Here is a 20,118-nt window from a genome sequence, read left to right as displayed (position 1 = left end):
TTCGCGTGGCGCGCTTCTGCAAGTACCTGCTAAGACACTCGTCGTCTACCTGCCAAGAGAAATCCAAATTGGCCTCCAGCGCGGACGACGTCGGCAGCCAGTACTTATCGCGGCCGCGGTCAGTCCGTATAATCGCGTAGGATTGCTGTCCTCGACGGGTCACGTAACTTGTCCAAGGTTAACTTTTCAACTTGTCGTATACGTTCTCGTGTTACGCCGTAGAGTTTGCCGATTTCGTCTAAAGTCTTAGGCTGTCCGTCGGTTAGACCGAACCGCATGGCAATCACGCCCGCCTCGCGCTCTGAGAGGGTATCGAGCACATCGTGCAGTTGCTCCTGCAGCAGGATGAAGCTCACAGCGTCAACAGGAACGACCGCATCAGGATCTTCAATAATGTCTCCCAACTCGGTTTCCTGCTCGTCGATGATGATGTTTAGCGAGAACGGCTCATGGCCGTATTTCTGGACTTCGACCACCTTTTCGGGTGTCATGTCCAGTTCCAGTGCCAGCTCTTTGGGCGTTGGTTCGCGGCCCAGATCCTGCAGCATCTGCCGCTGTAGACGGGTCAGCTTGTTAATGACCTCAACCATATGAACAGGTATGCGGATGGTGCGTGCTTGGTCAGCGATCGCGCGTGTGATGGATTGGCGGATCCACCATGTTGCATAGGTGGAGAACTTGAAACCCTTAGTGCAGTCGAACTTCTCCACCGCACGGATTAGGCCTAGGTTGCCTTCTTGAATCAGGTCTAAAAACAGCATCCCGCGGCCGGTGTAGTGTTTGGCCACCGAAACGACGAGACGGAGGTTGGCCTCGAGGAGGCGAGTTTTGGCACGCTTTCCGTCGTGAATGATGAATTCAAGCTCACGCTTGTATCTCCGGTTCATCGAGCCTTCATCGGCCTTGATCTTCTCTTCGGCAAACAGTCCGGCTTCGATCCGGAGGGCAAGGTCCACTTCCTGCTCGGCATCCAGTAGTGCGACCTTGCCGATCTGCTTGAGGTAAGCCTTGACCGGGTCGGCCGAGGCGCCTGTCGACACTACGGATTGAACTTTTACGTCGCCATCGTCTCCATCATGGTTCGAGAGACCTGGGGCTGGGGATGAAACGGCGAGAGGCACGGTACTTTGCCGTCTGGCGGCACTACGCCCGCCGTCGAGCGTTCCACTCAGGGTGACAACTAAACTTTCAATCCATTCTGGATTGCTGGCTCGCGCCTCAACATTTCCTATTGCGTCATCCGAAGCCAAGTCTGATGGCTCCTCTGCCCACTTCACGCTGCCCCCTATGATTCCGTTGGTGAAATCCTAATGTCGGGCTCAGACACTATGCCTACACACTGCTGAAAGTGCTTTTGTGTCGAAGCCGAATGCATCCGCGCTTCTGAAAGCTCTTGAGGCGTGTAAGGCGGCCAGCGTCTGTGCGCCATGCGATGGCAGTTGGCGCAGAGTGGTACTAACTCCGTAATCGGGTCTACAGGACGGGCCCCACCCATCGAACTTACTGGCACCAAATGATGCACCTCAACGTAGCCGCGAGCAAGGTCGCCGTAGCTCTCGTCAAAACTGAATTGACAGACAACGCAGGAGTTACCGTGCACTGCTATCGCAGCAGCACGGTTGGCTCTGCTGCGCTCATACTTAGTAGCTAATACGGAATACTTCTGACCCTCAGAAGCAAAGGTAAAATCGACGTTCCCAAGTTCCGGTGGTGTCTCTTGATCGGCATCAAGAGGGAGGAGACAGATTATGAAGCTAAAGAGCGCCTCGGAAACCATGAAAACATCGGAGTTGGATTCATCAACCGATGTCCTCATCAAGCTGCCCGTGCACGCAAAGGTACGGACGTTACCAGTCAGTTCCTTTGAAGTTAGGGCATCAACGCTGGATCCGTTGACGAGTATTTGAAACTGCGCTCCTAGGGACTCGTACGCGCGAGCTATCTCAGCCACTTGGAGCCATCTTTCAGGTGCGGCCTCTCCGATCACTCGAAGAAGATCCGCAGCAAGTCGGTCCAGTTGCAGTTCAGCTTTGACCCGGCTCAGCAATTGCGTCACTACGATACTGAAACCGTGGGGACGAGACATTCCTTCAAGACGGAATTCAGTTGTCCCCGTACGGGCATCAGACTTTGCAGTAATCGGAAGGCTAAGGGCACTGCTCAGTGCTCGAGCGAGTGCGTTCGCGTTCATGGAGGAGGCCTACTCAGAATCCGGGGAGGGAAGATCCTCCACGAGCTTCTTCAGGGCTCGTGACACGTCGTACCGGATGTCTTCGAAGATTTCCCTCGTTGAGTCTTGGGCAGACCGGAACTCGGCGGACGCCAGGGCCCAAAGAAGTGAATCCAGTGCCTGAATAGTGTTGCCTGAGGCCTGATTCGGAAGGTAGACCTTCTCATAGTAAGGGTGGGATTTGCTGATTCTGACTCCTGGGTTGTCCCCAATGTAGGCAGGCTGGTAGAGGATACCATCGCGAAGCTCATCAACGGCTTCGACGAAGACTCCGGAAGTCGATTGCACGAAATCGACTTTCACGACACCATGGTCATTCCGGATTTCTGCGGTTCCCGAACTTTCGTCCGTTGACTGCAGCGTCGCATTGGGTATGGACTTAGATTTGTCCTTGATAGCAGCATTTGAAGGTGCATGCAGCTCCGGATCGGACATATCTCTAGCGCGTGAGCGCTGACCATCGCGGTAGCGGGCCTCGGCAGCACGTCGAGGCGGCGTGAGGGCTCTAAAGACTACGTCTGCAAGGGCGGTGTCCAAGATGATGGTTGATTTCTTGATATCAACTTGGAACGCGAGATCAAGCTCATGATCAAATGAAAGCTCGGCACGACACAAGGTGAAGTGGGGTTCCTGTGCCCACATGTTGAGCCAGTCAGGCCCATGAATTAGTCGATTTTCACGGTAAACGTATATGCCTTGTGTTTTATTTCCCAACCGCGCCAAGGCTGGCGCACCGTCCCCGTCGGCTGCTTGGAGCTCGGTTTTGCGGGGAAGGACGAAGGCTTTGAGGTGCATTGTCGTGGTCTTGTCGCCAAGATCAACGGGAATAGACGCGTCGAGTAGTTTGTCAGAGCCGAAGCCGAAAGGATTCCAGGCATCAACCGGCGTTTCGTTTACGGAGATTTTGACGTTGGCCGCACGTGTGTCTTCAGGATCGAGGAACCGTTGGAATACCATCGCTAGATGGTCACGCAGGGAGTTGACATGTCTCTTTATGGCACCATGAGCGCGATCGCCCGAAGGGTTTTTATAGTCACGTATCAATCGGTCGATCTTTTCCCAGCGCACGACCGTACCTGTGCCCGCAGTGTGCTTTTCCAACAGACCAGCATCAATGGGGTCCGCTTGCGAATCGACTGATACTTGCCATCCTTGGACTGGAACCAGGTCCAAATCCCAGATTGCTGTCGCAGCGGGCATACCGTTTTCGGACTTTGAGGTCAGCTTAAGTCGCCGTGCAAAGGACGTGGAAGCAGTCTTGAGCCCCAATCCGAACTTGCCAAGGCTGGACGGATCGGGACGGCGAGCGGAACCATACTTGAGAGCATTAACAAGTCCGTTCCGATCCATCCCTATTCCGTTATCGGTGACGCTGAAGCGCACATTCCCGCGAGGATCCAGCTTCAGTTCCACAAAAACAGAGTCAGCGCCGGCAGCGATTGAGTTATCGATAATGTCAGCAACGGCTGTGTTTAGTACGTAGCCGGTGTCACGCAACGATTCAGTAATGCGTTCCGGATCAGGGGTTACTTCGAATAATTCAGCGGACACTATTCTTCCTTCTCGAGACCGCACTCCAAGTGCCGGAGAGCTTGATTGTTTCATAATTTAGAGATGCATCGCCGTTTATCTCGAAGGAGTAAGGTGGCAGAACCTCAACTGCGGCGGTACGTTCCTGGGAGTGAACTATTTCGATCGTCCATCGTCCAGTTTGCGTCTTGCCAAGCTGCAAGATATCTCCGACCGCGGCTTTGTGTTTTTTGAAAAATGGCGTCAGGCCCGTCAGCCGATATTCATTCCTAGTGGAGCGACCATGCAGCCTACCGTTGTAGTAGATAAAGTTAAGGGGCCACTCATCAATGCCGCTTACTTCGCGAAATAGCAGCGACTGTCTTGGGTTGTACTCGGTGGCATCCAGCGCGGGGAAGAAAGCCAACATTTCATCTTGTCTAGGAACTGCGATTCCGGCTTGATGAGAACCTGTCGACCCTACGTCATTAGGAGTGAGTACTTTGCTCACGGATGTGGTTACCGTGGCGGTCATACCGAACTCTCCTTGGGACTCCGCATTAGCATCTCGTCAATCTCTCTATTGCTCGGTAATTCCTCGGCCGCCTTCAGCCCATGCGCTGACAAAACTCGCTTGGCTTGGACTCGCTCCAGCATCAGCTCTTCTACGGTGTCTTTATAGTAAAGCGAATAGACGAAGACGGGTTTGCTTTGTCCTCGCCGATAGGAGCGCGCCGAAGCTTGGTCAATAGTTGCGGGGTTCCATTCCGGAGTGTAATGAATAACGTAGTTGGCCGCTTGGATGTTGATCCCGACTCCAGCTGCCTTAGGGTTGAGCACCAGGATTGCCGGGCCCGAGAAGTCGGTGAATGCATCGATGGTCGATTGCCGTTCCCCAATTGGTACCTGGCCGTCGAGGCGAGATACCAGCGCAGAAGCAAAGCGGCTGCCAAGATCTTGTTGGATCTCATCGATGGTCGGAGTATAGGAAGCGAAGAGGAGGACTTTGCAGTCGCGACTGAAGGCCTCGGCGATAATCTGTAAGGCCTGTTCGTACTTGGGGTTTCCGGACGTGATAGGAGGGTTGCTGTTGTCCAAGCACCGTAAGCTTGAGCAGATTTGCCGAAGATAGCCGATCTTAGCTAGCGGAGCCAGCGATTCGTCCAGCCGTACTCGCTCGTATTCCAGTGCGAGCAGGTTACTCGTGTGAACAGGTACCAGAGCATCGGTGCGTGCCGGAAGGTCCCCGGCAACTTCATTGACTCTCCGCCTAATTATCAGAGGTGCTACTCTGCGGCCCAGCTCAAGCGCGGCATGAGTTTCGTCTGGGTAGCGGACTTTGAAGTCGTCGAGAGATGACAAATGATCTGGTGCAAGGAGCGACATGATAGACCAGAGATCAGTGAGCGAGTTCTCTATCGGTGTACCGGTGATTGCCATTTTTGTCCGCGACCGCAGACGCTTTAAGACCTGTGCTCGTTGTGCTTGCGGGTTCTTGATGTTTTGCGCTTCGTCAACAGATATAGTCTTCCATTCGATCTCCCGCATCAGGAATTCATCGCGAATGAGAAGGTCAAAGGACGTCACGACGACGTCCGCGTTCCTAAGAACTGATGGATCGCCGGTTCGCTGGGACCCTGTGTGCTCGTAAACGCTCAAATGGGGCGCGAACCGACCAAGTTCTCGGCACCAGTTCGCCGTTGTCGAGGAGGGAGCTACGACCAGTGATGGCGATCCAACGTTCCTGCTCATCCACGACATCACAGCTATTGCTTGGATGGTTTTGCCAAGGCCCATCTCGTCAGCGAGAAGGCAACCCAGTCCTTGGCTCGCCATAGATGTCAGTTTTGATATGCCCGTCGTTTGGTACGGGTACAAAGTTGCTTTCACTAGTTCGCTTGGTAGGCTCGGCGCCTCGTCAACTCGTGGCCCCACAACTATGTCCGGGAACTCACCACTGAGATGTTCAACATCGAGGTTGCTATGCCAAAGCAACCAAAGTTCCTGCGCTTCAGTAAGTTCTTGCAATAAAGAAATTCCACGAGAAGCAAGTTCTTCGGATCTGCGAGTAACGTCATCCTGGTCTACCGCGAACCATTGAGTCCCGATGATGTCCTGGTCCGTACTAGGCCAAGACTCCACCAGAGGTTGATTGACGGCGTTGATCGCTTGCAGCGCCAAGGAGGTCCGTCCTGTGTTGGTGGCCACGATTACCGGCTGGAGCTGCAGCAGGTCGGCCGAAAACTCCAAGTCCGGTAAGTCGGTTGACGGCCTGCTGCACGCGTGGCCTTCAATCTCCTTGAGTCCCTCGTATTCCGCCGACCAAACATCGATACCCTTCACGGGTAAGATGCCAAACTCTGTCTGGAAGACGAGTCCCTTGGCAGAGTCGGACTTCCATGTCCCCCCAACAGCCATTACCTATGATGCCTCCGCTAGCCGATCTTTATCCGTGAGTTTATCTAAATGGTCAATCATTTGACTTGCCAGTGCTTCTATTACGGGTACGACGACCGAATTGCCGAACTGACGGTAGGCCTGCGTATCACTCACAGGGATGCGGAATGTATCTGGGAAACCCATCAACCGAGCACACTCGCGGGGAGTTAGACGCCTAGGGTTTCCTCGGGGCCCGCGGGAGACCAATATCTCGGAGCCATCCTTGTGGTAGCGAGCTGATAAGGTTCGCGTCGTGTGCTCGGGTTCAACAAGACCGTAGCCAAAACCGTTGCCGGCAAGACGATGCTTCTCGGCGTAGGCCTGGAGGTACGCCCAAAGCTTGTCGCTGAGTACGTAGCGATCGTCAACTTGCCCGAATTTGTCCAAATATGGAAGGTCCGCCTCTACGGGTTCGATCTCGGAATGCAGGATGCGTCCGAGCTTATCGACTCGATGGTTGGGTGTCACCAAATTCCAGTCCCATGCCACTTTTGACTCAAAACCGACAATATATATTCTTTCGCGGTGCTGGGGCACGAATCCTTTGGCATCAACTACTTTGTACTGGATAGAATAACCCAGATCCTTCTCGAGAACTTCTTTAATGACGGCAAAGGTACGGCCCTTGTCATGGCTAATAAGGTTCTTAACGTTCTCGAGTAAGAATGCTTTGGGTCGCTTCTTCTCTATAAGCTCTGCAACATTGAAGAATAGCGTGCCTTGGGTCTTGTCCAAAAACCCGTGGTCACGTCCAAGAGAATTCTTTTTGGATACACCAGCCAGAGAGAAGGGCTGGCAGGGGAAACCTGCCGCAAGGATATCGTGGTCGGGTACGTCAGCTGCGTCGACCGAGTTAATGTCACCCAAGACTTGGTGACGGGAATCGTGATTGGCCATGTACGTCTTGACAGCGAACTTGTCCCACTCACTTGTGAAGACGCATTCGGCACCGGCGGCTTCTAGGCCGAGGCGGATACCGCCTATGCCAGCAAAGAGGTCGACGAATCTGTAGCTTCCCGATGTACCGACGACATCTGTCGGCAAGAGGCCATAAAAGCTGTCCAGGGCTGGCGCCAGCAGAGCAGGAACAGGCGTCACATCCGAAATCCAACGCTCCACCGTCCTCGTGGAATGTCCGAGTACTTGGGCTACCTCACGGGTGCCGTGCAGTTTCGCAAGAGTGGTCAGTCTCCGGCGCGTCGCTGCTGCAGATAGTTCAGTCTTCATAGTCATCCATTCTGGGCCAGTGCCCCGACATAATGTCGCAAGACGCTCCCAGCGAGCCTGCCAAGTTGGGTGATGCTTGTCTCCTCGCAAACCCTGGGTCGGAATGCATGTTAGGCAGGACGCTATATCCGCCAAGCGCCGTAGCACAGAATCCATTGACGGCAGGGTATAGAGAGCTCCTTCATGACCGTTGCCATTGGCATAGCCGATGTCGAGGTCGCCGTCACAGTGTAGGCTCGATCGGCTTCCAGCACGGGCCCCTCATTGCCCAATTGCAATGTTCCCTCACTTGGAGCGAGTACGGAGATGACGAGCCGCGGTAACTTCTCACTGGACTGTCTTATGCTCGCCTACTAGTGGTAATTCGGCTAAGACGTGGAAATCACGGCATATTGGGGACGCCGATGGTCCTGCTCCGCCAGTAGTTCTCGCGGGGAAAGAGCTAAGCGTGCCAAAGCCGGTGCATCTCATCACCTTGCCACTAAACTTGCCGGCGAGTCGGGAAGTCTTGGCGTGGCAGAGATCAAAGAACGGCCGGCCATAGTTTCTATGCCACCGACAGAACCGAAGACCAGCATCTACCCCTGAGCTTGGCAGTAGGCTGCATACTTTCAACATCACCGCCACTGCCGCTAGGCGTCAGCCGGTTCGTCGATAGCAAGCTCAGGCGTCTCCGTAGGAGATGCACCGGACGTAGTCGAAGCCAAGACCGGCCAAATGCGTTGGACAATTTCGCCCAACAGCTCGTGACGTTCCGCCAGTTCTTGGGGGCCGAAAGATTCGAGAGACCGTAGATTGAGGCTTTCTTCTCGAATGAAGTCTGCAAAGTCCTTTTTGCTCTTATATGTGTCGGAACGCAGCGTTTCGTTCCAATACAGACTGTTGGCATAGGAACGAAGTTTGTTGGCGTAAGACTCATTATTGCTCGAGATGTTGTCTCGGCCGCGCAGGAGGAGGATTCCGCCTAGGCGGCCTCGTTCCGCTTCGAATCGTTCGTCATCCTCACCATAGAGGGAACGATTTTCGTCGTTGTATGACAGGATGTGCTCGATATGGAAACCTGTCTTATAGCCCGTCTTGGTCACCAAGTCCTCGAAGGGATGTTTCATTTCTTTCTTCATGCCCTGCGCGATGTACTTTTCCACCCGGGCGAAGAGGTATCTCGTGAATCGACTGCCCAACCGATCGACAGTCATTGTGTTGAAAAGCTGGCGGTTGAAGGCTCCCGGGTGCTCAATGCCGCGGCGTATAGCGATTTCCGCCCGCAGATGGCGTTCGAAAATATCGGGAATTTCAGCGGAATTCTGACCATGGAGATCGGCGGCAACAAGGAACAGGCGGTCGAGGAACTCATTTGAGCTGTATGCACCCTGGAGTCGCAGTAACGTTGACATTTTATCTATGCCGGCACCAACGGCTGCGATCTTCGCATCTTCTTCAGGGTCGTCAATCGAGCATGCTGCCAAGATTAAGGATGCTTGGGAATCAAGCTTATTGATGACTGCGCCATTGAAGTAAATGCCCTCATACTCTGCGGTCTCTTTTCTCGTAAGGAATTGAACCCTAAGAAACAGCCGCGAATAGTAAGCAAAGTCTTCAAGCAGGAATTTCTTGACCGCGACTGCATCGTGCTCAAGCTTCAGTAGCTGATTCATCTCGTACGTGAACATTTCGCGGTGGTAGTCGCCATCGAAGCGGCGACCGGCAGCACGTGTCGCGGCGAAGCGGCCTTTAAGCCAGGTGCGGAAGAAATCGTCAGGAACGTCATCTCCGTAGAACGAAAGTTCCTCTATGCGCGAGTCCCACAATTCATTCAGATTCAGTTGCGAAATCTCCAATTTGTCGACCTGTCCTAGGAGCTTGCCCTTGAGGATCTCATGGGGCTTAAGACGAACGCCGCGATCGTTGATGACTTCAAAGACCATTGGGACGTCCGTCGAACCTACTTCGAGGTTCACAAGGACAAGACGCTTCAAGAAATAGACTGCGAACGTCTCAAACCGACGCGAATCGGAAAGTTTGTTGTCGAGATAGCCCGCGATCAGGCTGTAGTTATCCACCATGTTGAGGGCCGTGACGCCAGAACTGGTGTCGATGTCGTCAGCCGGTGTCCCTGCATATAGGGCGCGCAGTACATGGAGATGATCTTCATGATTCATCCAGAAGTTCAGCCCGTCGCCGGAGTGACCTACGATTTTGCTTTCGATCCAGCTGCGACGTTCGGAGCTGAATGCGATAGCGAGGTGATAGAGCTTGATGAGAATCAGCGTCACGGTGGTGAGTCGTTGTTGCCCGTCCACGACAAATACGCGTCCGTCGATTGTGTTAGTGACGTAGGTATTTAGGTAGTACCACGGATAGCGCTCGGTTATGTTCGAGACAGAAGGCTCAAGAGCCTCGTACTTCTTCCACAACTCGTCAAAGGGAAAAAATATGTCATCGAGAAGTCGTCGGACAGGCTCCTCGCTCCATTTGTAACTGCGCTGGTAGAAATCGATATGGAAAACCGTTTGAGAGAACGTACGGTCCAGATTCTCTTTTTCAGGCTGCAATTCCACAGCTACCGCCCCCACTAATACGAACGACACGATGATGTTGCCGTCTACTGACTCTTAATTCCTAAGAGTACTTGCCCGCCCACGGATCAGACCCGTTTCGGCCGAGTCGCAGCGTGAATTACAGCGGTCAGACTTCCGGCGAACTGATGTAGGTCAAGGCGCAGCAGAACGAGCTCGACCGCGTCGCGAAGGGCGCGATGTCGAGGCTGGCGGATACCAACAGCAGTTCTTCAAGTGAGGGCACAACCTGCACAGTTCGTAGGGGCGTCGGAAGGGTGGATGGTGGGACCACTCCCGCGGCCTCTGGGACGAGACTCTGCACCTTCGCTTGGATCCGCGCCCATCTCCTCGTCCTCGGCGGTTCCGGTGTCGGCGCCCAGGAACACTCGGGCGAAACTTATCCGCTCCAGCACCACCTCAACCAGCGCCCGCACCAAACTCTGTCGAAAGCTCCGCGGGCCGGCCGTCTAGGCAGTCCGCCTCGATGCCCTCAGAGTCGACAAGATCCCTCCTGACGTCTTCAAGTTGCGGGTCAGATGACTGGCCGCGGTCGTAACCAATCGACCGTCGTGGCGGAACTCTGATGGCCTTAGCCTTTCAGCTGCGAGGTCAACTCGACTATTGACCGCTGTAGGATGGCGACCCTACAGGAAGCGTCTGGCATGACCTGCTATATGGGACCCATCTGCTGCCCTACGCGCCCTGCTGCTTGAGGTCGCTAATTCCGGGACTTTCACCGACCTGCAGGGTCACCAAGGAGGATGTCCGCATCGACCAACCAAGCTCTCAGCTCGGCGTTGCTGCAGGGGCCGGAAAGAAGAGCGGTCCCTTGCGCAACCCAATCACGAAATTCCGCACTACCGTCTGTACTTAAGTCGCGGCGGCTCATTAGCGTCTTCAGCTTTTCATTAGCTTTCGCCTTGAGATGGTCCCGTTCCTGTTGGTCGTTGACGTATGGAGCTGCTGGAATCGAGCTGACTCGAGGCCGAGGTGATATTGCTCGTTCAACTTTTTGCTCTAACCGTTCAACGATACGGAGGAGCGCCTGTTCTGAGGAGCTACTCGCACTTTCGGCCCGTTTCTGGTCGGTCCACTTTCGGAAGGCCACGGCAACTGGATTCATCATGTCTCGAAAAGTGCTGTGACTGGGTTCATGCTCAGCCTTCTGGCGCAACTGCCGCACCGCAGCCTCAACCTCGTCAGGCATCAGGCCGTAGGGAACGGCACGCATGTCTTGAATATCAAAGGGTGAACTTTCAGGATCGCTATCCATGATCACCACGTGTTTGTTCATAGCGTGAGCGATGGCGAGTTCATACATGACGTTTGGGTTACGACCCGTGATGTCGGCAACGCAGATCTCTGCCTCCAGGAGCGAACTGAGCATGGCGGCTGTGATAGCTAGGGGAGAGTCATTTTCGTCCGCCCGTTCCACCGCATAAGCAGGCTCGGGAAGTGCTGCACGGACGATATATTTGAGAAAGAGGTCCGCATGTTTTCGCACGGGGCTGCCGGCTGCACCTATGGGCGATATCACGAAGACCTTTCTTGGTTTGATCTTGGTTTGGTTGTTCACGGATGTTGCCAACGGGACTCCTTCAAAGTGGATGGACCAGCCCTTATTTTAGATGTTGAGCAGGGCCATGAGTCGTCCGCAAGTACAGGTGGCAGCCGTTCCGGAAAATGCTTTGGCCTTACTCGGCGAGAGATCTTTAGAGACAAGATCGGGTGTTGAGCGACGTCCAATAGCTAGGTTCTAGAGCCGTGAGTAAGGGTTCCGGAGGCTCGAACGCCCATCTCAACCTGCAGCCCGGAAGCCGCAGGCTTCTGCACCTGCTCGGGGTCGGCGCCGTCGTCGGTCACCAAGATCCATAGGAGCGCCAACCGGGCCCAGACGTGGAACGGCCGCAGGCTGAGCTTGGATGAATCCGCAAGCACATACACTTCCCGGCCACGGCCGGCCAGGAGCTCCTTGAGACGGGCCGGCGAGCGGGCGGCCGCCACCGGACACTACAAGCCGTGTAAGAACTGAAGTTCGGACCCGAGGAACAGGTAGTTCGAGCCCAAAAGACAGGTAGCGGCCAACAGCGACCGTGGGTTTGCCTGCTATTGACGCCGGCTCAAGCCGTTATTTCGGCCAGCCGTTGGAGGGTTGTCTGCCGGCACCCGTTGGTTTCGGGGGCAGGGCTGCGCCGAAACGTATTCCGGCCGTCAGCGGCGGCAGGTGATCTTCCGAAGGGCGAACCGATGAACCACAAGAGAATTCGCTCACTAAACACGGGAAACGTGACGCAGCTACTCAGTACAGGGTCCCGTGCGATACTAAGGTCCACCTTCGGGTCAAGGCATCAAAGCACCGGGCTCGGACGCGTACTCGTCGCCGTCGGCCAACGCCCCTACCGGATCAAACAGACAAACCGCGCCTAAATACGAAGAGCCGCTCAACCTCAACCCCAGCGTCCCGAACTTCTGCACCTGCTAGGGCTCGGCGCCCTCGTCCGTTACGAGGGTCTAGGCGACGCCAGTCGCGCCCAGGCGTGGAAGGCCCCAGGCCCAGCTTGGACGAGTCGGCCAGGACCTAGACTTCCCGGTCGCGGCGGGCGGTGAGCTCTTTGAAGCGGGTCTGGGCACGATCGGTTTCGCAGATACCGTCCTCGGCGGTGACGGCGTCGGCGCCCAGGGACACGCGGTCAAGCCTTCATTGGCCCGTGCTTTTGGTCGTGGTAAGCGGCGGCCACTAGGTCGCAGTTCTTCCCCGGCCAGCCCGGAAAGAACTGGGCCATGGGCGCGCTATGTGTTCAGACCGTTACCAGCTTTCGTTTCACGGCTAGTGCCCTTGCTGACGATTCCGTTGAGATTTTGTTGTTCGGTGTGAAAATATATTGCCGTATATGTTTGCTCCTACTGCGAGAACCTTAATATTCCAGTCGGCATCGGGAAGCTTTTCTACGGCCAGTTGTACAAGTTCTAGATCGGCCTTAACGGCCGCGTGCGCCTGGTCGCCGGAAATCGTTTCAAATAGGAGACCATGTGTCAGACGGTTTCTGAGATCTCTCGCATTTTTTGTCCAAAGACTGATCTTGTGACTTCCGGTGAACTTGAGTTCTCGAGCGATGTGATTTAGCAGCCCAGGCCTTGCATTCTTTCCCCGAGTGAAGAGGTTTTGGTTGTCCACGGTCTCCTCTGGCTTGAGAGAGGAGATACGACTGGCCACAAGCCGTAGGGCAAGTTCAGCGAACCTTCCGCTGTCCAAGACTGCACCATCATAATCCTGCAGGCATAACTTAGTAATGCAGGTCCTCATTAAATTCGCGAGATAGCGTTCTGCAGGACGAAGCGGGAGCTCCTCGGAATACCTTCTAAAACGTTGTAGCTCATCATCATCTATCAGAACTCGCTTGGAAATTCGATCCGCTACATCCTGTCCATTGGGCCTTACCGCTCCTGTGAATTTGATGGTCCTAACATTCCCCGCATCTACTTCAAATGCTCGAATATAGCTCGGAAGAGTGCCCAATGTGAGAGTGTAAATGCCATGGTCATGGCGTGCGAGACTGTAAGCTCCAAGGATATCGTTAGCATACTCAACGCCGCGGTTGAGCGCACCGATAGCGTTAAGAGGTGTCGGCCGTAAACCGAATACACACACAATGGCGAAACAATGCCCTATTCGTGCGGCCAAGCTTCCTGCGTGGATAGTTGTTGAAAAGTTCAAAAATTGCACGATCCGGACCTCCTGTTCTTGAACAGAAATCCGGTTACTGCTGTAGCCTGGAGGCAAAGGAACTAGTGTCTCATATGGAAATACAAAGGCGACGCCGTTTTCCAGGCTATAGCCTGTGGCCATGTCGTCGAACTGACGGAGCATGCTCTCGATTTGGCTCTCAATGTCGAAGCTATCAATTAGCGCAGCCAGTCCGTCAGTGACTTTAGCGTGGATAATCTCGTCGCCTACCTGCAAGTAGGTGCCATAGCGGGCCATCCACTGCTGATTAGACAGCAGGTTGATCCCTGGATGCGGGGAGGTCATGAAGAAACCTCCGGTTCATGGGGGTGCTTCTCTCCTGCTGTTGGTCCAAGAGGTTGGCTCATAACCGCCTCGATTCCTGCCATCCAAGCTTCCTCGTAGGTCCTACCTTGCGCATCTGTCCAAAGTCGTGCTGCCTGCTGCCGTTTCCCAACCAAGAGCAGAGCTGAGTCGTCTGGCACGGAGAATAGGTAGTCGGTCAAAAATATATTCTCATCTTCATCTTCAGCTAGGACCTCAGCTTCAATAAGTTGTCGTCGGAGAGCTTCTCCACCTGCCGCATCCGTGTCATACGTAGGCACAGGCAGCCGCGAACCCTTGAAAACGACCAAGCCCTCTGGGCCGAAGACTCCATGGGCTCTAGAACCAAGGCCGTTAACGAAGTATCCCCATGGCGTAGTACTCCCGGTATGGGATGGAAAGGGGCCGAAAATCGGTTCGAGTACAGGCTGGCCGAGCGTAGCGAGGAGGACCGCCACCGTATCAAAATGCTGGTCACAAACAGCCGTTATCGTATCTGGAACATTTCGTCTGGAGCCGTTGTCGGAATTTTCAATCGAGTAGCGCTTTATCTTCCTGGCCTCCTGAATGGCCTCATGCTCCAAGTAGGTCACATGGGTAGATGCCCAAGTGGCATCGGTTGCCATCGCTACAAGCGCCCGACTCCAGAAATCCCTGCTAGCTTCATGCTCACCTAGACGACGGCGGGCGTTGTCCGTCTGTCCTATATAGCAGCTAGGGAGCGGCCCGGACTTGTCAGCAATAAGAAAATACAGGGCCGGGCATGGGGAGCTTGGGTCTGCTAGAAAGAGCCCTAAGTCGCTTCGCGGAATGTCATAGACCACGATGTTCTGTGTTGGGAATTTTGCACGTCGTATCGACTTTGGATCGCCATAGGGCAGAAAAATCTCAATCACCTGCGGTTGGAAGCGGCTTGAGGTATCACGCATCTCCGGTCGCTCCCAAGCTCCTACTAGTCAAAGAATCACTCATTCCGCGGCTTTTCCGTGGGCAGTCTGCACTTTACGGCAAGGATACTTTTTCTGGCTGGTTCCGTTACACCGCACTTGGACACTGACCGATTTTGCAGGTCGGTAATAACCTCCTCGGCTCTCCTCAGAACGGTTTTGAACGGCCACATCGATGCCTGCCCCAAAATTCGGGATAGCTTGTGCGATCGTGGGGTGCGCGCGAGACGGCTAGCCCCTACTCCCGACAACAGCGGCCACCTCAACCTGTACTACCGCATCCGGTCAAACGCGTCATGACCGACAACGCCTTCGCCTACCGGCTCTCCGGCGATTTCCAGGACGCACTCGCTGCGCTGGGCGCCAAACACATCCTGATAAAACCCCGCCATCCCTGGCAAAACGGCAAAGCAGAACGCTTCAACCGCACCCTGCAGGAAGGCTGGGCATACCGCCAACCATTCACATCCAACCAAGCACGCACCGAAGCCCTGCAGCCATGGCTAAACTTCTACAACAACCACCGGCCCCACGGCAGCCTCGGAGGCAAACCAGCCATCAGCAGGTGCAACCAACCTACTGGCTGAGTACAACTAGGGGCCCGACAAACTCTGGGAAACACTCCACAGCCGGCCGCCCAGGCAGTCCACCACGATGCCCTCGGAATCTGCGAGTTTCTGCATGGTGTTGACGCCCGGTGTCGTCACCTACAGCTTGTCGAACCCGCGCAGTTCGTGGGCCAGGGCACCCGCCGTGGAGCCGGCGTCGAGCAGGAGTTCTTCCCCGGCACTAGCACGGACGCCGCCCTGCCGGCGACGGCGTGTTTTGCTTGAAGGCCTCGCGGTGCGCTGCGTGAGCGACGCTTTGGGTGCGCGCCCAAGGCCATCGCCCCCGCCGTAGGTGCGGGCCACCGGCACTGCCCGTTCAGCAGAGCCAGGACACGTCGGATGGTGGAGGCCGTCACCTCGAACCGTGCGGAGAGTTCGATGGCCCTGATGCGGGCCCGCTCCACCCGCATTTCCATTGACGGCAATGCCCACTTCTGCCGCGGCCTGCTGCATACCCGCTACGGCGGCTCGGGCGCGGACCAGACAGACCGGCGCGATGGCGCCGAGCCTGCCGACCACCACCATCTGCTTCCGTTCACAGTCAAGGAGATCCACCCATGAACACCAACAGCATCGACCGCACCCGGAACATCTCCGTCCGGACGGCCTACGGCGTGCCTGCATCCCCGTGGAGTTCATAGGCCAGCTCCTCCGCGCTCCATCCCTGGGTCCGTGAGTCCAGCAGCGCCAGGATCTCCGCCCGGCGCAGCGTCAGCGGCACGCTGCTCCCGTCAGCAAACATCGGCAGCCCTGTCGTCAAGCAGCTCCAGCGAGGCCACCTTAACAGCGGGCCTGCGGACAACTTGCCGGGTCGTACGCAAGGAAGACGAGGCACCCGAGGAGGCCCGCCGTCGGACGTTACCAGCATTGACTCCGCCACCCGGACCGTGTACCGAACCATCCGCAGCGTGTCCGCGCTGATGATGTTGAGCGGTCCGCAGACATCTGGATCCGCCAACTGGACGGAGATGGATAAGCGGCACAGAGGCCGGGTCAAGCACGTCTTCAACACCTCCGGGCTGACACGCGACCAAGCGCAGGTTGCTCTGCCGGTGGCGGCACTGACGGAAAGCCGTCGCTGGCATCACCAAATCAGTCTGCTCCGTTTACTGTTGTTTTAGTAGTACCACCGACCACTTCTCACAATCGTCTTCCGAGTCCGGTTGAGAAGGAGAGCAGTTTTATACAGGAGAAAGACCTCATGGATCAACAAGGAGTGCTCACGATCGTCGCCCTGCTTACAGGACTTCTAGGGTTATTTGTTGCTTTCTATGCAAGCGCCGAAAACAGGCGTTCGCGCTCCAATCTCCAGCGGTTGACTAGTAAGTGGCAGCAGGAGCAGGACTACCGTTTCAGCTACGGTGAGAGCAACGATCGGCAGCCGGACAGGCTGATGCTGGAAGTGTTGCGCCGTATCGGAGAGATTACCCCGGTCGTAAACGTCAATGTTAGCAATCCCGATTCAGACAGGGCCGCCGGTGATCATCCTAATAGTCGTCGTCCCACAACCTCTGAAGACTCCCAGTCTGTGGTAGGAGAAATAGCCCACAGCCTAAATACTCCGCTCAGCCAAATTGAGGCCGCTACCCTAGTTTTAGTTGACTCATCGAGGGTGGAAGGTGTCAGCGACATTGAATCTATTCAGTCGTTGAACCGAATCTTGTCCAGCATTGAGATATGCAAAGTCTTCATCGGTGCCTACAGTGAACTCTCGAAAGTTGCGGCCCGGTCCAAAGAGTGGACTTCCCAGTTCCTGTCCGAGGCGGTCAGTAAATCGGGGATCGTGTACCAAGCGCGGGATGGCCAACTGACGTATGAGGGGCCCGACGAAGTACCAGGCTACTCAAATACTTTCATACTGGCCACTATGCTGCCGCTCATCGAAAATGCCGTAGAAGCATCGCGCGACTTGCCCCCTGACGAAAGCGCGATATCGGTTAGATGTCGCGAATCCCTAGGGTGGCTCCATTTGACAGTTACGAATTCTCTTGGTGGTAATGATTTAGACGACTCCATATACAATGCTGGCCACAGTACAAAACCAGACCACCAAGGGTTGGGGTTGAGTGCAGTCCGGCGTTTGGTTACGGCTCATTCAGGCACTATTAGTCATGAGGTCAGGGGCGACCAAGTCACATTTCAGATCAAGTTGCCGGAGAAAAAATAATGAGCATAGAAATTCTAATCGTCGAAAACGAAGCGACTGCGGCCATCGAGTATGCAAACCTGATTCGCAAAAGGACCGGATTCCGTGTTGAGCATGTTGCAACTTCCCGCGAGGCCCTGGAAATTATCGAGAATCATCAAATCAAGGTGGTTGTTCTGGATCAAAAGCTAGGATCAGAAACTGGCACCTCTGTGTTCAGAGCAATCAGGGCCAAAGATGCTCGCGTTAAGGCGATTATGTTCACTGGTCAGGCGGAGAAGGATGAAGTGGCAAAAGCTCTTCATAGCGGTTACAACGACTATTTGGATAAGGCGCGCGTCGCTGACCTGCCTTCAGTTGTCAGTAAATGGTTCCACGCTTATCAGCTTGAAGCAGCCCTATTGGATCATAGTCAAGCTCCTGCTTCCGTGTATCGTAAGCGCCAGTGGCGAGCTCCCTGGAAGCACGCGGTCGAGTACTATGTTTCCGGCGTTGAAGTCGTCGATTCTCGATACATTGATGAGGACTCTTGGCGCATGATACTTGAGATAAACGCTGGGGAGCAACGAGAGTTTACACGAACGACAAGGACTAAAACGGTTTTGCAATTTGAAGAGGAAAGCACTTCTACGTTGAAGGCAGGCCTAGGTTTGAAATCTGGAGATATCGCGGCCTTGACGAGTTCCCTCGAAAGCGTGCTAACCAACAGGTTCAAAAGTGTTTCTACTGAAGAGCAGGAAGAAACAGACGTTGAAAAGCGAACTTACTCGCTTCCGGCTGAACCAGTCAACCCCGCGGAGTTCTATATTGTTAAGCGGCGATTAGAGGAAACTCCGGAATGGCGCAGGTTGAAGCTATACATTCGGTCCGACTGTACTTGTTGCGGAAACTCACACCGCACTGAGCTGCGCGTTAACCAGGCAACGGGAAAAGTTGCATCGAGGGTAGTGAACGTAATGAGTGATGGGACGACGAATATAATACCTGCCGGAACATTTTCATAAGTCTCCCTCGACGGGTGAAGAGCGAGGTTGGTGGGAGCTTCAGCCGTGGCTATGGGCGCCAGAATCCCGTCACGTAGGCCTTGAGTACCGGGTGCAGCCGGTACTTAGGCCGCAGCTGCAGTACCTCGGACACGACTCCACGCCCGCAAGGACATCCGCATCGACATCCCGGAGCCGGAACTCCGCGCCGGGGCGGTGAAGATCGACGTCGCGTGGTGCGGCATCTGCGGCACAGACCTGCACGAATACCTGGAAGGGCCCATCTTCTGCCCGGCTCCCGGCCATCCGCACCCGCTGTCGCACGAGGGCTCCCGGCGACGCTTGGGCACTAGTTCTCCGGGACCGTCTCGGAAGTGGGCGATGGCCTGGAGGGGCTGGAAGTTGGTGACAACGTCGTCGTCGAACCCTATTTTGTGGACGGCGACTGCGACATGTGCCAGGCGGGAAGCTACCACCTGTGCCGGCAAATGGGGTTCATCGGGCTGTCCGGTGGCAGGGGAGGGCTGAGCGAGAAGATCGTGGTGGATGCGCGGTGGGTGCATCCCATCGGGGACATTCCGCTGGACGAGGCGGCGCTGATCGAGCCGCTGTCCGTGGCGCATCACGCGGTGGCGCAGCGGCGTGAAGCCGGCGACACGGCGCTGGTGGACCGGGCCGGGCCCATCGGGCTGCTCACCGCCGCCGTCCTCAAGGGCATGGTCGTGGCCACCATCATCAGCGAGCTCAGCCAGGCGCGCAAGGAGAAGGCCACCTCCAGCCGGGTGGCCGACCACGTGCTGGACCCCAGCCAGGAGGATGTTCCGGCGCGGGTGCTGGAACTGACCGGCGGGTCGGGGGCCGACGTCGCGTTCGAATGCGCCGGCGTCAACGCCGTTCTGGACACCATGCTCGACGCCGTCCGGCCCGGGGGAGTGGTGGTTAACGTGGCCATCTGGGGTGCGCCGGCCACCGTGGACATGCAGAAGCTGGTGCTCAAGGAGATCGACCTGCGCGGCACCATCGCCTACGTCCGTGACCACCCGCGGTGATCAGGATGGTGCAGGAGGGCAAGGTGGACCTCAAGCCGTTCATCACTGGCCGGATCGCGCTGGAGGACCTGGTGGAGCAGGGCTTCGACACCCTGATCAACCACAAGGACACGGCGGTGAAGGTGCTGGTGCACCCGTAGGTTCCGGTGGACAGGCGCCCGTCGGGGGAGCGGCTGCCGTTCGCTGGCACTGATGGAGGACGAGTGCGGAACGTAGTCCCGCCGTCGTCCTCCAAATGTTGCTACTGGCCCGGCTACGGAATGCCGGGGGAACTCCTAGCCCGGGGTTTTCATGGCGGGTCTGTGGGGCTGGCGTGTTAATCAGGGAAAGGGTGCTCTGAACTGGGAAAATAGTGGTTGTCGAGACCGTTATTT

Annotated in this window: 17 protein-coding genes and 3 pseudogenes; 6 read left to right on the top strand and 14 right to left on the bottom strand. The window is 55.7% G+C overall.

Annotation, left to right across the window (positions count from 1 at the left end; translation table 11 throughout):
- Positions 1-119 precede the first annotated feature (119 nt).
- The 12 genes and pseudogenes from B5520_RS18040 to B5520_RS22490 all read right to left on the bottom strand — a co-directional run bounded on the left by B5520_RS18040 (position 120) and on the right by B5520_RS22490 (position 14,940).
- Positions 120-1,277: an RNA polymerase sigma factor gene (locus tag B5520_RS18040; RefSeq protein WP_254865624.1), complete on the bottom strand. Its 1,158-nt coding sequence runs from the start codon at positions 1,275-1,277 to the stop codon at positions 120-122.
- 8 nt (positions 1,278-1,285) lie between these two features.
- Positions 1,286-2,191 carry an HNH endonuclease gene (locus tag B5520_RS18035; RefSeq protein WP_079598450.1) on the bottom strand — a complete coding sequence of 302 codons (906 nt, stop codon included), beginning with the start codon at positions 2,189-2,191 and terminating at the stop codon, positions 1,286-1,288.
- 9 nt (positions 2,192-2,200) lie between these two features.
- Positions 2,201-3,781, bottom strand: a complete 1,581-nt coding sequence (locus B5520_RS18030; protein WP_176156912.1) for an ATP-binding protein — start codon at positions 3,779-3,781, stop codon at positions 2,201-2,203.
- Complete coding sequence (locus B5520_RS18025) at positions 3,771-4,274, bottom strand: EcoRII N-terminal effector-binding domain-containing protein (protein WP_079598448.1); 504 nt, start codon at positions 4,272-4,274, stop codon at positions 3,771-3,773. The genes B5520_RS18030 and B5520_RS18025 overlap by 11 nt, the downstream gene beginning before the upstream one ends.
- Positions 4,271-6,082: a DEAD/DEAH box helicase gene (locus B5520_RS18020; protein ID WP_176156911.1), complete on the bottom strand. Its 1,812-nt coding sequence runs from the start codon at positions 6,080-6,082 to the stop codon at positions 4,271-4,273. The genes B5520_RS18025 and B5520_RS18020 overlap by 4 nt, the downstream gene beginning before the upstream one ends.
- A gap of 78 nt (positions 6,083-6,160) precedes the next feature.
- The gene (dcm, locus tag B5520_RS18015; RefSeq protein ID WP_079598446.1) at positions 6,161-7,405 is read right to left on the bottom strand and encodes a DNA (cytosine-5-)-methyltransferase; all 1,245 of its coding nucleotides are present in this window, start codon (positions 7,403-7,405) and stop codon (positions 6,161-6,163) included.
- 632 nt (positions 7,406-8,037) lie between these two features.
- Positions 8,038-9,993 carry a DUF262 domain-containing protein gene (locus B5520_RS18010; protein ID WP_217700342.1) on the bottom strand — a complete coding sequence of 652 codons (1,956 nt, stop codon included), beginning with the start codon at positions 9,991-9,993 and terminating at the stop codon, positions 8,038-8,040.
- Positions 9,994-10,696: 703 nt separating this feature from the next.
- Positions 10,697-11,551, bottom strand: a complete 855-nt coding sequence (locus tag B5520_RS18005) for a hypothetical protein (RefSeq protein WP_139386255.1) — start codon at positions 11,549-11,551, stop codon at positions 10,697-10,699.
- A gap of 161 nt (positions 11,552-11,712) precedes the next feature.
- Entirely contained in the window at positions 11,713-11,967 is a 255-nt protein-coding gene (locus B5520_RS18000; protein ID WP_368483728.1) for a hypothetical protein, read from the bottom strand.
- Between the two features lie 474 nt (positions 11,968-12,441).
- Positions 12,442-12,655: pseudogene (locus B5520_RS17995) on the bottom strand (DeoR/GlpR transcriptional regulator); the annotation flags it as partial.
- A 135-nt stretch (positions 12,656-12,790) separates the two neighbouring features.
- Positions 12,791-13,993, bottom strand: coding sequence for a hypothetical protein (locus tag B5520_RS22495; RefSeq protein ID WP_139386254.1), 1,203 nt, complete (start codon positions 13,991-13,993; stop codon positions 12,791-12,793).
- Positions 13,990-14,940: a GIY-YIG nuclease family protein gene (locus B5520_RS22490; protein WP_139386253.1), complete on the bottom strand. Its 951-nt coding sequence runs from the start codon at positions 14,938-14,940 to the stop codon at positions 13,990-13,992. The genes B5520_RS22495 and B5520_RS22490 overlap by 4 nt, the downstream gene beginning before the upstream one ends.
- 302 nt (positions 14,941-15,242) lie before the next feature.
- On the opposite strand from B5520_RS22490, the pseudogene B5520_RS17990 reads away from it, so the two are divergent.
- Positions 15,243-15,545: pseudogene (locus B5520_RS17990) on the top strand (integrase core domain-containing protein); the annotation flags it as partial.
- A 120-nt stretch (positions 15,546-15,665) separates the two neighbouring features.
- Here B5520_RS17990 and B5520_RS22805 read toward each other — a convergent pair.
- On the bottom strand, positions 15,666-15,869 hold the full coding sequence (locus B5520_RS22805) for a hypothetical protein (RefSeq protein WP_176156910.1): 204 nt from the start codon (positions 15,867-15,869) through the stop codon (positions 15,666-15,668).
- A gap of 36 nt (positions 15,870-15,905) precedes the next feature.
- Here B5520_RS22805 and B5520_RS17980 point away from each other — a divergent pair, with 36 nt between their 5' ends.
- Positions 15,906-16,127, top strand: coding sequence for a hypothetical protein (locus B5520_RS17980; protein WP_254865623.1), 222 nt, complete (start codon positions 15,906-15,908; stop codon positions 16,125-16,127).
- A 46-nt stretch (positions 16,128-16,173) separates the two neighbouring features.
- On the opposite strand, the gene B5520_RS23190 is transcribed toward B5520_RS17980, so the two are convergent.
- On the bottom strand, positions 16,174-16,308 hold the full coding sequence (locus tag B5520_RS23190; RefSeq protein WP_303048433.1) for a hypothetical protein: 135 nt from the start codon (positions 16,306-16,308) through the stop codon (positions 16,174-16,176).
- A 166-nt stretch (positions 16,309-16,474) separates the two neighbouring features.
- Here B5520_RS23190 and B5520_RS22800 point away from each other — a divergent pair, with 166 nt between their 5' ends.
- The 4 genes and pseudogenes from B5520_RS22800 (at position 16,475) to B5520_RS17960 (ending at position 19,884) form a co-directional block, all read left to right on the top strand.
- Positions 16,475-16,687: a hypothetical protein gene (locus B5520_RS22800; RefSeq protein WP_176156909.1), complete on the top strand. Its 213-nt coding sequence runs from the start codon at positions 16,475-16,477 to the stop codon at positions 16,685-16,687.
- A gap of 80 nt (positions 16,688-16,767) precedes the next feature.
- On the top strand, positions 16,768-17,733 hold the full coding sequence (locus B5520_RS17970) for a sensor histidine kinase (protein WP_079598443.1): 966 nt from the start codon (positions 16,768-16,770) through the stop codon (positions 17,731-17,733).
- The gene (locus B5520_RS17965; protein WP_079598442.1) at positions 17,733-18,716 is read left to right on the top strand and encodes a response regulator; all 984 of its coding nucleotides are present in this window, start codon (positions 17,733-17,735) and stop codon (positions 18,714-18,716) included. Before B5520_RS17970 ends, B5520_RS17965 begins: the two co-directional genes overlap by 1 nt.
- Positions 18,717-18,869: 153 nt before the next feature.
- Positions 18,870-19,884, top strand: a pseudogene (locus tag B5520_RS17960) (2,3-butanediol dehydrogenase).
- The last annotated feature ends 234 nt before the right edge of the window (positions 19,885-20,118 follow it).

The sequence above is a fragment of the Arthrobacter sp. P2b genome, from assembly GCF_900168295.1.
Classification (GTDB): domain Bacteria; phylum Actinomycetota; class Actinomycetes; order Actinomycetales; family Micrococcaceae; genus Arthrobacter.
This window is presented reverse-complemented; position numbering and strand designations above follow the sequence as displayed.

Bases quoted from the DNA above. Each gene is read 5' to 3' on its own strand.
- B5520_RS23190 (WP_303048433.1), bottom strand. From the start codon at position 16,308: ATGTTTGCTGACGGGAGCAGCGTGCCGCTGACGCTGCGCCGGGCGGAG.
- B5520_RS18025 (WP_079598448.1), bottom strand. From the start codon at position 4,274: ATGACCGCCACGGTAACCACATCCGTGAGCAAAGTACTCACTCCTAAT.
- dcm (WP_079598446.1), bottom strand. From the start codon at position 7,405: ATGAAGACTGAACTATCTGCAGCAGCGACGCGCCGGAGACTGACCACT.
- B5520_RS17980 (WP_254865623.1), top strand. From the start codon at position 15,906: ATGGTGGAGGCCGTCACCTCGAACCGTGCGGAGAGTTCGATGGCCCTG.
- B5520_RS22490 (WP_139386253.1), bottom strand. From the start codon at position 14,940: ATGCGTGATACCTCAAGCCGCTTCCAACCGCAGGTGATTGAGATTTTT.
- B5520_RS22495 (WP_139386254.1), bottom strand. From the start codon at position 13,993: ATGACCTCCCCGCATCCAGGGATCAACCTGCTGTCTAATCAGCAGTGG.
- B5520_RS17965 (WP_079598442.1), top strand. From the start codon at position 17,733: ATGAGCATAGAAATTCTAATCGTCGAAAACGAAGCGACTGCGGCCATC.
- B5520_RS18035 (WP_079598450.1), bottom strand. From the start codon at position 2,191: ATGAACGCGAACGCACTCGCTCGAGCACTGAGCAGTGCCCTTAGCCTT.
- B5520_RS17970 (WP_079598443.1), top strand. From the start codon at position 16,768: ATGGATCAACAAGGAGTGCTCACGATCGTCGCCCTGCTTACAGGACTT.